This window comes from Sphingomonas daechungensis, assembly GCF_014489495.1.
GTDB classification, from domain to species: Bacteria; Pseudomonadota; Alphaproteobacteria; order Sphingomonadales; family Sphingomonadaceae; genus Sphingomicrobium; species Sphingomicrobium daechungense.
In genome coordinates this window covers 1,065,001-1,078,590 of the sequence record NZ_CP060780.1, presented here as the reverse complement: position 1 = coordinate 1,078,590, position 13,590 = coordinate 1,065,001, and the positions used below count along the sequence as shown (strand labels likewise).

Genomic DNA, 13,590 nt, shown 5'->3' with positions numbered 1-13,590 from the left:
AGGACCGGGCTCGCTCCCTTGAGAGAAGCTGAGCAGAACCCGCTCCACCCCCGACGCTATCGGCCGTTCGCATCGTGCCCCCTGGGCACAGTTCGGAACGAAAGGGTCAGGCCCGGCACGTGGAACTCGTGCAGGTCTGCCTGCCTCAGGCGAAAGGGAAAGCTTCTGGTTAAGGAAGTAGGAATTTGATCAATAATCGTCAGGGCGGCCGCAGGCGCGGTCGTGGTGGGGGACCAAGAGGCGGCCAGAACATCGGCGGTCAGCCCGGGGGCAATCGCCAGGACAACCGGCAGCGCGGGAACGCCGCCCAGCTGCTCGAAAAGTACAAGAGCATGGCGCGTGATGCGCAGCTCGCCGGCGATCGCGTGCAGAGCGAATATTACCTCCAGTTCGCCGACCACTATTTCCGCGTTCTCAGCGAGAACCGTGCCCGCTTCGAAGAGCAGAACCCACGCCGCCAGCGTGACGACGACCTCGACGACGAGGACGGCGACGAAATGGACGTCTCGGCCGAAGACAACTCGGACAACGAAGATGAGCAGCCGCAGCGTCGCGAGCGCAGCAACCGCGGTGACCGTGGTGACCGCGGCGATCGGCCGGAGCGCTCGGAACGTCCCCGCCGCTATTCGCGCGACGACCGCCAGCGCGATGAAGGTGACGACCGCAACGGGTTCGAGCGCGGCAATGGCGCCGAAGAGCGGATCGCGATGGACGTCCTCCCGCCGGCAATCGGCCGCGAAGAGAGCACCGACGACGTCGAAGCCGAAGTGGTCGAGGCTCGCCCCGACGCCGCAGCACGCGCCGTCCGCGTGCGCAGGATGAAGGCGACATCGCACCCGCCGCGTGATCTTCACGCTTAACAGGGACAAGAGCCGCAAGCTCATCGAGGGCCTGACCGAGGCGGCGATCATCGTCCGCGGCGCCTCGGTCGTCATGAGCAACGCTGCCGCTCGCAACCTCCTGGGTATCGGGATCGAAGGCGTCGATGTGCGCCAAGTCTTGCCGCATCCGGCCGTCATCGAGCGCCTCGTTCGCGGCGGTGTGACCACCCCTGAAGAGGTCGAGGCTTCCGGCTTCGGAGGCGCAAGACGGCAATGGCTCGTCAGGATCGCTCCGCTTGGCGACGGCGCCTTGCTGGTCCGCCTGATCGATCGCAGCGAAGCCCGCGCCGCAGAGCAGATGCGTGTCGATTTCGTCGCCAACGCTAGCCACGAATTGCGGACGCCGCTGTCGACCCTCATCGGCTACACCGAAACCCTCCGGGAGCGGACCGAGGAGCTCGACACCGAAACGACCGGTCGCTTCCTGTCGATCGTCCACGACGAAGCGCGACGGATGCAGCGCGTCGTCGAAGACCTGATCTCCCTGTCGCGTATCGAAGCAGAGAAGTTCACGACGCCCACGGAAGCCGTCGATCTAGAACAGTTGATCGAAGTATCGGTCGAGGGAGCCGCTCGAATGGCCGAGGAGCGCGGCTCGTCGCTGGTAATGCAGATCGAGCCGAACCTTCCGCCGGTCGCCGCCGATCGCGTGCAGATCCTGCAGGTCCTCGATAATCTCATCACCAACGCCCTGCGCTACGGCGAGCAGGGCACGCCGATCACGGTTTCGGCAGCGGTCGAGGACGCGATGGTGCACCTGACCGTCGCCGACCGGGGCGAAGGCATCGCGCCCGAACATCTCAAGCGCCTGACGGAGCGATTCTACCGCGTCGACACAAGCCGAAGCCGCTCGCTCGGCGGAACGGGCCTGGGGCTGTCGATCGTGAAACACATCGTCGAGCGCCACCGCGGCCGGCTCACTTTCGAAAGCGAAGTCGGGCAGGGCACGACCGTCCACGTCCTGCTTCCGGTAGCCGCCGAAACCCTGTCATGAGATTGTCATAACCACCTAGGCGGGCTAACCGGCGTTCGAAGCGTCGAGGCGCTCGCTCGCAGGGGAATTTCATGTTTGCTTGGTTCCAGCGGTTGTTGCCCAACGGGGCGACTTCTTCGGCATGTTCGAGGCCCACGCCGCAATGCTGGTCGCTGCCGCCGAAGCGCTGCAGGAGCTGGGTGACGATCACGCCTCGACCGAGAAGTGCCTGCGCACAATTCAGGATCGCGAGCATGTCGCTGATGATGTCATCCGCGATGTCCTCACGTCCGTTCGCAAGACATTCCTGACCCCGTTCGACCGCGGCGCGATCACTTCGCTGATTGGAGCGATGGACGATTCGATCGATGAAATGCTTGCCGCAGCGCGAGCGATCGATCTTTACGAGCTGAAGCAGCTTCGTCCGGAGATGAAGGACATCATCGGCATCATCGGCGAAGCGGCGCGAGTCACCAACGAAGCGATTCCGCTGCTCCGCAACGTCAACAAGAACGGTCATCGCCTCCATCAGCTGACGGAACGACTGGTGCGCCTCGAAGGCAAAGCCGACGATGTCCACGCCGCGGGTCTCAAGCGAGCGTTCCGCGAAGTCGCTCGAACGAACTCGCTGGAGTTCGCGGTCACGCGGGAGATTCTACGCCACCTCGAGCGGGTGACCGACGCATTCGAGGACGTCGCCAATCAAATCGATGGCATCGTGATCGACTACGCATAGGCGAGACAGATGCACGAGCTCGCCTTTCCGCTGCTGGTCGGCCTAATTCTGATCGCTCTGGCGTTCGACTTTCTCAACGGACTTCACGACGCGGCGAATGCGATTGCAACGGTGGTCGCGACACGACTCCTGAAGCCGGTGACCGCGGTGGCCTTCGCCGCATTCTTCAACTTCGCGGCCTATTTCCTCTCGCTGGCGGTTCCCGAGTTGCACAAGGTCGCCGACACGATCGGCAAGGGGATCATCGACAAGGATCTGGTGACTCCGGCCGTCGTCTTCGGAGCGCTCGTTGGTGCGATGTTCTGGAACGTCGTGACATGGCTGAAGGGCATTCCGTCTTCATCCAGCCACGCGCTCGTCGGCGGGCTGGTCGGCGCCGGCGTTGCTCATGCGGGCATGACCGGAATCCAGTGGAACGGCCTCAACAAGACCCTGATCGCAATCGTCCTGTCGCCCACTCTCGGGATGATCCTGGCGATGATCATCATGCTTGTAACGAGCTGGTTCGGCAGGAATGCGACTGCTGCGGGCGCGGATCGCGCTTTCCGGTTCCTGCACCTCGGTTCCTCGGCAATGTACTCGCTGGGGCACGGTCTGAACGACGCCCAGAAGACGATGGGGATCATCGCCGTCCTGCTTTACTCGACAGGCAACATGCAGGGCGAATTCCACGTCCCGCACTGGGTCGCCTTGTCCTGCTACGTCGCGATCGGGCTCGGGACCCTGTCGGGCGGGTGGAAGATCATTGAGACGATGGGGACGCGGATCACCAAGCTCGACCAGCACCAGGGATTCAGCGCGTCCCTCGGCGGGTCGGTGATGCTGTTCAGCGCCTCCTGGCTGGGCATTCCTGTATCCACCACCCACACGATTACCGGCTGCGTGATCGGCGCTGGCGCTGCCCGCCGTGCGTCCGCAGTTCGCTGGCAGGTTGCCGGCAACGTCATGACCGCCTGGGTCATCACGATCCCGCATCGGCGGCCGTCGCCGCGCTTTTCTATTACCTCACGACCCTCTTCTAGGGTGTCGGCAGTCACAGAACTGCAATGATTCTGTCACGAACAGGTCGCTGAACCACCGCTAGGGCCGTTTCGAATTCAGCCCGAACGGGAGTTAGCTTGTGAAGAAGATCATGTACGCGCTGCCGCTGGCGGTGGCGCTCGCCGCATGTGGCAGCAAGGGTGGAAACGACGCTGCCGGCGGTGCGGTCAAGCAACAGCTGAAGGTCGTCGGATCCTCGACCGTTTATCCTTTCACCACGGCGGTCGCCGAGCAATTCCAAAAGGACAATCCGAACGTCAGCATTGTCGTCGAATCGACTGGCACCGGCGCGGGCATGAAGCTGTTCTGCGGCGGCGTCGGTGCCAATTTCCCGGACATGACCAACGCATCGCGGGCCATCAAGAAGTCCGAGTTCGAAAGCTGTGTCGCGAACGGCGCCAAGGCCATCATCGAAGTGCCGATCGGCATCGACGGCCTGACCTTCATCGAAGGGAAGGGCAGCGAGCTCGCCAACCTCACCCAGGCCGACATCTACAAGGCGCTTGCCGCCAATCCGTTCGGCAAGGGCCCGAACACGGCTCAGACCTGGAAGGACGTGAATCCGGCTCTTCCGGCGATCAAGATCCGCGTCCTCGGCCCGCCGCCGACATCAGGCACGCGAGACAGCCTTGCGGATCTCTACCTTGAGAAGGGCTGCAACACGGACCCGGCGATGGAAGCGCTCAAGAAGTCGGACGACAAGAAGCACAAGGATGTCTGCACCAAGATCCGCGAGGACGGCGCGTATGTCGAAGCTGGCGAGAACGACAATCTGCTCGTCCAGAAGGTCAGCGCTGAACCCGGCACGCTCGGCGTCCTCGGCTTCAGCTACCTCGAGGAGAACCTCGACAAGGTGAAGCCGGTCCAGATCGCAGGCGTCTCGCCGAGCGAGAAGACGATCGCCGACCTGTCCTATCCGGGCGCTCGCAAGCTCTACATCTACCTGAAGGCGAGCACATTCCGGCCAAGCCGGCGCTCAAGGACTTCGTTGCCGCCTACGCCAAGCAGTGGGGTCCGGGCGGTCCGCTTGAGAAAAAGGGCCTGGTTCCCTTCTCGGGTGCGGACGCGGAAGCCGCCGCCAAGCAGGCGAGCGAGCTGAAGCCGCTCGATCCTTCGACGCTCAAGTAAGCTCCCGTGACGCTCGGATTTGCCTTTGTAACGGTCCTGCTGATCGCTGCGGCGGTCGGCGGGATCGCGTACGTCCGGGCGTCTCGCATGCGCCGGGAGGGTCGGCTGCATTCGCTGCCGATCTACCACGGCGTGCATTCCGCCATCTGGGTGCTGTTTCCAGCGCTGCTCGTGCTAGCTGCTTGGGCGCCGATGCAGGCCCGCCTGGTCGATCAGGCCGTGCTATCGAGCCCAGAAGGGAAAGCGCTGCCCGACTTCGAGATGCAGCGCGATGCCATCATCGACGAAGCGCGTCAGATTGCACACCGAGAAATCGCGGCGGGCTTCAACCCGGAATCGACTGCACTAGCCCCGCGGGTGGCCGAGGCGGAATCACGCTATGCGGGCATCGGCGGCATCGGCGCCATACTCGTCGCGCTGGGCGCCGCCGGCATTCTGCTTATGCGCAAGCGCGACAGCCAGTTCCGGGCCCGGACCGCGGTCGAGAAATGGATGAGCGCGTTGCTGCTGCTGGCGTCGCTGATCGCCATCTTCACGACGCTTGGCATCGTTCTGTCGCTGCTGTTCGAATCGCTTCGATTCTTCAAGCTGGTGCCGCTCACGGACTTCCTGTTCGGACTGACGTGGAGTCCCCAGGTCGCGATTCGCGCCGATCAGGCGGGCTCGTCCGGCGCGTTCGGCTCGATCCCCTTGTTTTGGGGAACGATCTTCATCGGCGCGATCATCGCGATGATCGTCGCCATCCCGCTCGGCTTGATGAGCGCGATCTACCTGACTCAATATGCGGCACAGCGGGTGCGCGCGGTGGTCAAGCCGCTGCTCGAAATTCTCGCTGGCGTCCCGACCGTCGTTTACGGCTATTTCGCAGCCCTGACGCTGGCTCCCGCGGTCCGCGATCTCGGCATTTCGCTCGGCATCGAATCGGCGAGCAGCGAGAGCGCTCTGGCCGCGGGCCTGGTGATGGGCGTGATGATCATCCCGTTCGTCAGCTCGATGGCCGACGATTCCATTGCCGCGGTTCCCGCTGCCATGCGCGACGGCAGCCTGGCCCTCGGCGCGACGCGGTCGGAGACGATCCGCAAGGTGCTGCTTCCGGCCGCTTTGCCGGGCGTCGTTGGCGGCGTCCTTCTCGCGGTCAGCCGAGCAATTGGCGAAACGATGATCGTGGTGATGGCCGCGGGTCTTGCCGCGAACTTCACTGCCAATCCGTTTGCCAGCGTAACAACGGTGACCGTCCAGATTGTGCAGCTGCTCACCGGCGACCAGGAATTCGACAGCGCCAAGACTCTCGCGGCCTTTGCGCTCGGCCTCGTGCTGTTCCTGATCACCCTCGCCCTCAACCTCATCGCACTGACGTTCGTGCGCCGGTACCGGGAAGCTTATGAATAGCCTCAGCGCAGACGCCGCGATCACGCGTTGGACGGGCGAGGCGATGCAGAATCGCCTGCGCGGCCGCTACCGGTCGGAACGGCTATTCAAGTTCATGGGATTTGCCGCCGTGGCGATCTCCCTGCTGTTCCTGGTCTTCCTGCTCGGCACAATGATCTCCAAGGGAATCGGCGGGCTCACCTGGGAATTCTTGACCGCGTCGGACTCGACCGATCCGGCAACGGCCGGCGTCTGGGGCGCGCTCAAGGGCAGCTTCCTCACCATCATGGTGACCATGGCTCTCGCCTTCCCCGTCGGGTGCTGTCGGCGATCTACCTTGAGGAGTTCGCTCCGCGGAATCGCTTCACCGACGTCATCGAAGTGTCGATCAATAATCTGGCGGCGGTGCCCTCAATCATCTTCGGCCTGCTCGGCCTCGCGGTATTCCTCAACACGATGAACCTGCCGCGATCGGCGCCACTGGTCGGCGGCCTGACTCTGGCGCTGATGACGATGCCGGTCATCGTCATTGCCGGCCGCAACGCGATCACGTCGGTTCCGCCGTCGATCCGTGAAGCGGCGCTCGGCGTCGGCGCATCCAAGATGCAGGTGGTGTTCCACCATGTCCTTCCGCTCGCACTTCCCGGAATCCTGACCGGCACCATTATCGGCATGGCGCGCGCGCTTGGCGAAACGGCCCCGCTGCTGATGATCGGCATGCGCGCATTCATCGCGGTGCCGCCGTCGGGCATCACCGATCCGGCGACCGTCCTGCCGGTTCAGATCTTCCTCTGGTCGGACGAAGTGGACCGCGCCTTCATCGAGAAGACGAGCGCGGCGATCATCGTGCTCCTCGTGTTCATGCTGATGATGAACGCGCTCGCCATCTATCTCCGCAACCGCTTCGAGCAACGCTGGTAGGCATCATGCTCATGACAGAAAAAACACCCGTAACCCCGATCACGCCGGTCCCGGCACCGTCCGCCGCCGTTCCGGCGATGGCCAACCGGGAAGGACCGTCGACGACGGAAGATCCCGGTCCCGCCGAGCCGACCACGCTCGACGCCGATACCCGGCCGCAGGATTTGCCGGCGGGCGCACTCTCCGTTTCGCTTGGCAAGGATGCCGACGCCGACGCCGATGTGCAGGGCAAGCGCGAACCGAAGATGCGCGCCAAGGACATCAGCGTCTATTACGGTGAGAAGCAGGCGCTTAAGGGCGTCTCCATCGAAATTCACGATGATCGAGTAACCGCATTCATCGGCCCATCGGGCTGCGGGAAGTCGACCTTCCTGCGCTGCCTGAACCGGATGAACGACACCATCCCCTCGGCCAAGGTGACGGGCAGGATCGAGCTCGACGGCCAGGACATCAACGCGTCCTCGATGGACGTGGTCCAGCTCCGCGCCCGGGTCGGGATGGTGTTCCAGAAACCGAATCCGTTCCCGAAGTCGATCTATGAGAATGTCGCCTACGGACCTCGGATCCACGGGCTGACGTCGTCCCGGGCGGAGCTCGACGAAACGGTCGAGAAGTCGCTGAAGCGCGCCGGGCTGTGGGACGAGGTCAAGGACCGGCTTCACGAAAGCGGCACGGCCCTGTCGGGCGGCCAGCAGCAACGCCTGTGCATCGCTCGCGCGATCGCGGTCGATCCGGAAGTTATCTTGATGGACGAACCCTGCTCCGCGCTGGACCCGATTGCCACTGCGCGTATCGAGGAGCTGATTCACGAGCTTCGCGGCCGCTACGCCATCGCGATCGTCACGCACAACATGCAGCAGGCGGCGCGCGTTTCGCAGCGGACGGCCTTCTTCCACCTCGGTGAGATGGTCGAATACGGCAAGACCAGCGAGATGTTCACAAATCCGCGCGAGCAGCGCACCCAGGACTATATCACGGGCCGCTACGGCTGATCGGAGCAGGATAATGCAGCAGCAGACCGGCCATACGCTCAAGGCTTTTGACGAAGATATCGATCGCCTGCGCGGCTTGATCAGCGAAATGGGCCAGCTCGCCCAGTCGGCCATCCGCGAGTCCATGCGATGCCTGATCGAGCGCGACACGGAAGGCGCGCTCCGCGTCGTCGAGCGGGACAAGGAGATCGACCGGCTAGAGATCGAGACGGAGAAGCGGGTCGTCCAGCTGATCGCGCTTCGTGCGCCGATGGCGGGCGATCTTCGCGACGCAGTCGCAGCCCTGAAGATCTCGGGTGTCGTCGAGCGTATTGGCGACTACGCAAAGAACATCGCGAAGCGTGTTCCGCTGCTGGAAGGCAGCAGTGACATCGAACCGGTGTCCCTCCTCCCGGAGATGGCGCGGATCGCGACCGACATGGTTACCGACGTCCTCCGCGCCTTCGTCGAGCGCGATGCCAAGGCGGCGGTCCGGGTCTGCGAGCGCGACCAGGCCGTGGACGATTTCTACGACTCCATCTTCCGCACCCTGCTGACGCACATGATGGAGAACCCGCACAATATCGGCCAGTCGGCGCACCTGCTCTTTGTCGCCAAGAACCTCGAGCGGGTCGGCGATCACGCAACCAATATTGCCGAAATGGTCTATTATGCCGCGACAGGAGACCACATGGTCGAACCGACTAAGAAACGGCGCCGGAAGACGACATGACCCGCAAGAAGCTGCTGCTAGTCGAGGACGACCGGGCGCTCGCGGAGCTTCTCATCTGGCATTTCGAGCGTGAAGACTTCGACGTTCGCCGGACTGGCGACGGCGAAGAGGCACTGCTGATGGCCGCCGAAGAAGTGCCCGACGTGATCGTTCTCGACTGGATGATCGAAGGCATCCTGGGGCTTGAAGTCTGCCGCCGGCTTCGGCGCCGCTCCGAGACCGCAAATGTCCCGATCATCATGCTCACCGCCCGCGGCGAGGAAAGCGATCGCATTCGCGGCCTTGAGACGGGTGCCGACGATTACGTGACCAAGCCGTTCAGCCCGCGCGAGCTGGTTGCCCGCGTTGGGGCGGTTCTGCGTCGGGTGCGCCCGGCGCTTGCGGCGGAGCAGCTCGGGTATGACGATGTCGAGATGGATGTCTCTTCCCATCGCGTTCGCCGCAGCGGCAAGCCGGTCTCTCTCGGGCCGACCGAATTCCGCCTTCTCAGGCACTTCCTCGAAAATCCCGGGCGCGTCTTCTCACGCGAGCGTCTTCTGGACTCGGTCTGGTCGCACGATCCGGACATCGACCTGCGGACCGTCGACGTCCACGTTCGCCGCCTGCGCAAGGCCCTCAACGACGGTGGCCGCAAGGATATCATCCGAACCGTTCGTTCGGCTGGCTATTCACTCGACGCGGAAGCCTGAAATCGCCGTCACGAAACTGCAACCAAGCGGTCATTTTGGAGTCGTGACGCCCCCTAGAGAGAGTCTGCCGGGGCGGTAGCGCCGGCGAATCCAAGGGGTATTTCCAAGATGTCTTCCAAGCTTTTGGCTCTGGCCGGAGTGGCGATCGCCGCAACCACCGTCAGCACTGCCGCTGATGCCCGTACCCAGATGCGCGCCGTCGGTTCTTCGACGGTCTATCCGTTCGCCAAGCAGGTTGCCGAGCGAGTCGCTCGAGCCAACCCGCGCCTTGGCGCGCCGATCATCGAGTCGACCGGCACGGGCGCCGGGATGAAGCTGTTCTGCGCCGGTGTCGGCGAGCGCTTTCCCGATGTCGAGAATGCTTCGCGCCGGATGAAGGCGTCCGAGGCCAAGCTCTGCGCCGCGAATGGCGTGACCAAGATCACCGAGATCCAGGTCGGCATCGACGGCATCTCGCTGGCGACCTCCAAGCGGACGCCGCTTGCGAATCTTACCCCGCGCGACATCTACCTCGCGCTCGCCAAGACTCCGTTTGGGAAACCGAACCGCGCCAAGACCTGGAAGGACGTCAACGGCAAGCTGCCGGCGCTTCCGATCCGGGTTTACGGCCCGCCGCCGACGTCGGGTACGCGCGACGCCTTCGGTGAGCTGATCATGACCGCCGGCTGCGACAGCAATCCGGGCATGGCCGCCGTCAAGAAGGCCGACGAAGGCAAGTACAAGGCAATCTGCACCGGCATGCGCGAAGACGGCGCATTCATCGAAGCCGGCGAGAACGATAATCTGATCGTTCAGAAGCTCGAAGCGAATCCCGGCACCGTCGGTGTTTTCGGCTATTCCTACCTCGAGGAGAACACGAACCTCCTGAAGGGCATCGCTATCAACGGCGTCGCGCCGAGCTACGATACGATCAGCTCGTTCAAGTATCCGGGTGCTCGTCCGCTCTATGTCTACGTCAAGAACGCACACGTTGGGGCCATCCCGGCGATCCGAGCCTTCGTTGCCGAGTTCACCAAGGAAAGCGCCTTCGGTCCGCAGGGCTATCTTCGCCAGGCCGGCATGATCGCTGCTCCGAATGCAGTCCGTGCGCGCAGCCAGCAGGCCGCTCGTCAGCTCGCTCCGCTGAACTTCGCCAGCCTGAAGTAGCCAAGCCAGCACTCAAAGTGACCAGTAATCGCCGGTCCTTCGGGGCCGGCGAAGGCCTCCAGACAAAGGGGCGGGGGAAAGGGAATAGAATGACTCGCAAGTTTGTAATCGCCGCGCTCTTGGCCGGTACTGCTATTGCCTCGGCGCCCGCCCATGCCGCAGCCCAGGACGCGCCCGCAGCGCAGCCTGAGCAGACTGAGCCGGACGCGTCGGACGCAACGGCTGATGCGACGATTGCCGGCACCAACCAGGTCGACGACCTGCAGGCCAAGATCGAGCTGCTCCAAGCGCAGGTCGAGGCGCTCCAGGACGCACTGGAAGGCGTGAAGACGCAGCAGGCGAAGGCCATTCCGACTTGGAAGGGCGCGCCGGAATTTGCGGACAAGGAAGCCGGCTTCACCTTCAAACCCAAGGGCTTCGCGCAGTTCGACGCCGGCTATGTCGGCTTCCCGGATGGCAACGAGCGCCGCGGCACGGTCAGCGGCCTCAACTTCGCGAACCTTGGCTGGAATACGCGTGCCCGCCGGCTCGTGTTCGGCGCCGAGGGAACGCTTCCGGGCCGGTTCGGCTACAAAGTCGAGTTCAACTTTGCCCAGGGCACGGTCGATTACGAGGACATCATCCTCACCTACGACTTCCAAAAGGCGCCGCTGCAGGTCTCGGTCGGTAACTTCTATCCTTATTCAAGCCTCGAAACGATGACGAGCTCGCGCCTCGGAAGCATGATGGAGCGCGCCTCGTTCACGGATGCATTCAACTACAACCGCCGCCTCGGCGTCGGCCTGCAGTTTTCGGACAAGGCGACTGACAGCTATCTCATCCAGGCCGGCATCTTCTCGACGCCGATCAACGATGCCACCTTTACCCGGACAGGTTGGCAGGCTTCGTTGCGCGCACTCTATACGCCAACGCTGGGATCGACCCGCCTTCACATCGGCGCGAACTTCCAGCACCGTTCGAACAACCGCGAGGCGCTCGGTCAGCAGTATCGCACGCGTCCGCTGACCCAGATCACCGACCAGCGCTTCATCGATACCGGTACGCTGGCGTCGAAGGGCGATGACACGCTCGGCGCCGAATTCGCGGCAGTCCACAAGAGTCTGCACTTCGCCGCCGAAGCGCAGAAGGTGTGGGTGCGCGGCACCTACACAGCGGCGGAACTGGCGGCCAACAACGCCAATCCGAACAATAACGACACCGCCACGGGCACCGCCCTCAATGGCGACCCCTCGTTCTGGGCGGCTACTTTGAGCTGGGATATTTCTTCACGGGTGAAACCCGCGCTTACAAGGGCGGCAAGTGGGATCGAACCAAGGTCGTCCATCCGTGGAACGACGGCGGCTGGGGCGCGCTGCAGCTCAACGGCCGCGTCGACTATGTCGATCTCAGCGACCGCGTCGCCAATGCTCCCACGACGGGCCTGGCCTTCTCTGCGCCTTATTACGTCAACGGCGGCAAGCAGCTTGGCCTCCAGGCCAGCCTGATCTGGAACCCAGTCGATTGGGTTCGCTTCGTTGCCCAGTACGGCCACCTCAACGTGACCGGCGGGCCTCGTGCGCTGGGCCTGGTCGATCCGGGCAAGCCAGCGGACAAGCGCAGCTTCGGCGTCGATACCTTCGCCGCCCGCGCCCAAGTCGAGTTCTAGTCGCCTTTCCTATTCCACTCCCCGGAACCGAAAGGCAGACCCCTCGCCCGGATGTACGGCGAGGGGGTCATTTTTTCATTCGAGATTGTCGACGGCCCTTGGGCGGTGCGTCTCGTCGAGCGCGACGAAGGTGAAGACGCCCTCGGTGACCTTCACTTCGGTCGCACCGCGATCGCGGCTGGCGACGACCTCGATCCGGACCCCCATCGAGGTCCGGCCGACGCGTTCGACCTCCGCATAGACGGAGATGAGGTCGCGCAAGTGGATCGGGGCGATGAACTCCATCCGCTCGATCGCGACCGTGGCCACAGGTCCGTTCGCCCTACGCGATGCCGTAATGCCGCCTGCGATATCCATCTGGCTAAGCACCCAGCCACCGAAGATGTGACCATTTGCGTTGATGTCGCTTGGGCCCGGGACGACGCGCAGGACGGGTTCGCGGCTCTTATCGGTCAAATGTCCTTTTCCTCTTCATAGGTATTGGCGTGATCGTCGTGACCGGTGTCCGCGCTGATGAAGACCAGGCTCATCAGTGCGCCCGCGAGGAGTACGGACAGCCCGGCCCCCAGCGCCGTCGCGATCATCATGTGGATCTGAATGCCTTTCTCGCCGCGGATCACCAGCAGGACGGCGATCGCCGCCACTATGATGGAGAAGAGGGCCATCCATTTCATGATCCGGCGAAACTTCTTGAGCACCGACAATCGTCGGTCGGAAACAGGGTCCGGACGGGGCATGGCCTTTCCTTTGGCCTCGCGAAGTGGGACTATCAAGGCTTGCACCTGTGCGAGGAGTCGGAGGTTGCAATGAACGTGCAAACGATCCTGGGCGATAAAGGAAGCGACGTCGCCACCATTGGCGCCAACGACACTGTGGCCGATGCCGTCAGGGTCCTCGGCGAAAGACGGATCGGCGCCTTGCCGGTCGTCGACGGCGACATCGTGGCTGGGGTCATGTCGGAACGCGACGTCATCTACTGCCTCAGGGACCACGGCGCGGAAGTGCTGGACTGGCCGATCAGCCGGGTGATGAGCTCGCCGGCGATTACCGTTGACCCATCGACGCCGATCCTCAGTGCGCTCGCGCTCATCACGCAGCGCCGGGTTCGTCATCTCCCGGTGGTCTCCGGCGGCCGGCTCGTGGGCATCGTTTCGATCGGCGACCTCGTGAAGCATCGGATCGAGCGGATCGAGAGCGAAGCTGCAGCCATGCGCGAGTATATTCAGAGCGCCTGAGCACTCGTTTCGTCGCAATTCGAAACGAATCACTTGCGCCGTCCTGCTCTACGGCTATTTCCGCACTCAGCGAATCGCTCCGGCCTTTCGTTCTTCGAATAGCAACGCTCTCAAGCGCTCCTC

11 protein-coding genes and 6 pseudogenes are annotated in these 13,590 nt (G+C 63.5%); 15 read left to right on the top strand and 2 right to left on the bottom strand.

Annotation, left to right across the window (positions count from 1 at the left end; translation table 11 throughout):
* Nucleotides 1-185: 185 nt before the first annotated feature.
* From H9L15_RS05705 to H9L15_RS20210, 14 genes and pseudogenes are all read left to right on the top strand, one after another.
* Complete coding sequence (locus H9L15_RS05705; protein WP_187715479.1) at nt 186-860, top strand: DUF4167 domain-containing protein; 675 nt, start codon at nt 186-188, stop codon at nt 858-860.
* Nucleotides 844-1,875 carry a sensor histidine kinase gene (locus H9L15_RS05700; protein ID WP_187715478.1) on the top strand — a complete coding sequence of 344 codons (1,032 nt, stop codon included), beginning with the start codon at nt 844-846 and terminating at the stop codon, nt 1,873-1,875. Before H9L15_RS05705 ends, H9L15_RS05700 begins: the two co-directional genes overlap by 17 nt.
* Nucleotides 1,876-1,996: 121 nt before the next feature.
* A complete protein-coding gene (locus tag H9L15_RS05695; protein WP_223276544.1) occupies nt 1,997-2,590 on the top strand; it encodes a DUF47 domain-containing protein in 594 nt (197 codons plus the stop codon).
* Nucleotides 2,591-2,599: 9 nt separating this feature from the next.
* A pseudogene (locus H9L15_RS05690) lies at nt 2,600-3,612 on the top strand (anion permease).
* A 110-nt stretch (nt 3,613-3,722) separates the two neighbouring features.
* Nucleotides 3,723-4,759: pseudogene (locus H9L15_RS05685) on the top strand (substrate-binding domain-containing protein).
* A 6-nt stretch (nt 4,760-4,765) separates the two neighbouring features.
* Nucleotides 4,766-6,148 carry a phosphate ABC transporter permease subunit PstC gene (pstC, locus tag H9L15_RS05680; protein WP_187715477.1) on the top strand — a complete coding sequence of 461 codons (1,383 nt, stop codon included), beginning with the start codon at nt 4,766-4,768 and terminating at the stop codon, nt 6,146-6,148.
* Nucleotides 6,141-6,284: pseudogene (locus tag H9L15_RS20215) on the top strand (DUF3333 domain-containing protein); the annotation flags it as partial. The gene pstC and the pseudogene H9L15_RS20215, both read left to right, overlap by 8 nt.
* A gap of 36 nt (nt 6,285-6,320) precedes the next feature.
* A pseudogene (gene pstA / locus H9L15_RS05675) lies at nt 6,321-7,048 on the top strand (phosphate ABC transporter permease PstA); the annotation flags it as partial.
* 245 nt (nt 7,049-7,293) lie between these two features.
* A complete protein-coding gene (gene pstB, locus H9L15_RS05670; protein WP_223276653.1) occupies nt 7,294-8,040 on the top strand; it encodes a phosphate ABC transporter ATP-binding protein PstB in 747 nt (248 codons plus the stop codon).
* Between the two features lie 13 nt (nt 8,041-8,053).
* Entirely contained in the window at nt 8,054-8,752 is a 699-nt protein-coding gene (phoU, locus tag H9L15_RS05665; protein ID WP_187715476.1) for a phosphate signaling complex protein PhoU, read from the top strand.
* Nucleotides 8,749-9,441, top strand: coding sequence for a phosphate regulon transcriptional regulator PhoB (phoB, locus tag H9L15_RS05660; protein ID WP_187715475.1), 693 nt, complete (start codon nt 8,749-8,751; stop codon nt 9,439-9,441). The genes phoU and phoB overlap by 4 nt, the downstream gene beginning before the upstream one ends.
* Before the next feature lie 108 nt (nt 9,442-9,549).
* A complete protein-coding gene (locus tag H9L15_RS05655) occupies nt 9,550-10,587 on the top strand; it encodes a substrate-binding domain-containing protein (protein WP_187715474.1) in 1,038 nt (345 codons plus the stop codon).
* Nucleotides 10,588-10,676: 89 nt separating this feature from the next.
* Nucleotides 10,677-11,651 (top strand): annotated as a pseudogene (locus H9L15_RS05650) (porin); the annotation flags it as partial.
* 170 nt (nt 11,652-11,821) lie between these two features.
* Nucleotides 11,822-12,073: pseudogene (locus H9L15_RS20210) on the top strand (porin); the annotation flags it as partial.
* A gap of 234 nt (nt 12,074-12,307) precedes the next feature.
* On the opposite strand, the gene H9L15_RS05645 reads toward H9L15_RS20210, so the two are convergent.
* Together H9L15_RS05645 and H9L15_RS05640 are read right to left on the bottom strand one after the other, a co-directional pair.
* Entirely contained in the window at nt 12,308-12,688 is a 381-nt protein-coding gene (locus H9L15_RS05645) for an acyl-CoA thioesterase (protein ID WP_187715472.1), read from the bottom strand.
* A complete protein-coding gene (locus H9L15_RS05640; RefSeq protein ID WP_187715471.1) occupies nt 12,685-12,969 on the bottom strand; it encodes a hypothetical protein in 285 nt (94 codons plus the stop codon). The genes H9L15_RS05645 and H9L15_RS05640 overlap by 4 nt, the downstream gene beginning before the upstream one ends.
* Before the next feature lie 69 nt (nt 12,970-13,038).
* On the opposite strand from H9L15_RS05640, the gene H9L15_RS05635 reads away from it, so the two are divergent.
* Entirely contained in the window at nt 13,039-13,467 is a 429-nt protein-coding gene (locus H9L15_RS05635) for a CBS domain-containing protein (protein WP_187715470.1), read from the top strand.
* The last annotated feature ends 123 nt before the right edge of the window (nt 13,468-13,590 follow it).

Bases quoted from the DNA above. Each gene is read 5' to 3' on its own strand.
- pstB (WP_223276653.1), top strand. From the start codon at position 7,294: ATGCGCGCCAAGGACATCAGCGTCTATTACGGTGAGAAGCAGGCGCTT.
- phoU (WP_187715476.1), top strand. From the start codon at position 8,054: ATGCAGCAGCAGACCGGCCATACGCTCAAGGCTTTTGACGAAGATATC.
- H9L15_RS05640 (WP_187715471.1), bottom strand. From the start codon at position 12,969: ATGCCCCGTCCGGACCCTGTTTCCGACCGACGATTGTCGGTGCTCAAG.
- H9L15_RS05695 (WP_223276544.1), top strand. From the start codon at position 1,997: ATGTTCGAGGCCCACGCCGCAATGCTGGTCGCTGCCGCCGAAGCGCTG.
- H9L15_RS05655 (WP_187715474.1), top strand. From the start codon at position 9,550: ATGTCTTCCAAGCTTTTGGCTCTGGCCGGAGTGGCGATCGCCGCAACC.
- phoB (WP_187715475.1), top strand. From the start codon at position 8,749: ATGACCCGCAAGAAGCTGCTGCTAGTCGAGGACGACCGGGCGCTCGCG.
- H9L15_RS05635 (WP_187715470.1), top strand. From the start codon at position 13,039: ATGAACGTGCAAACGATCCTGGGCGATAAAGGAAGCGACGTCGCCACC.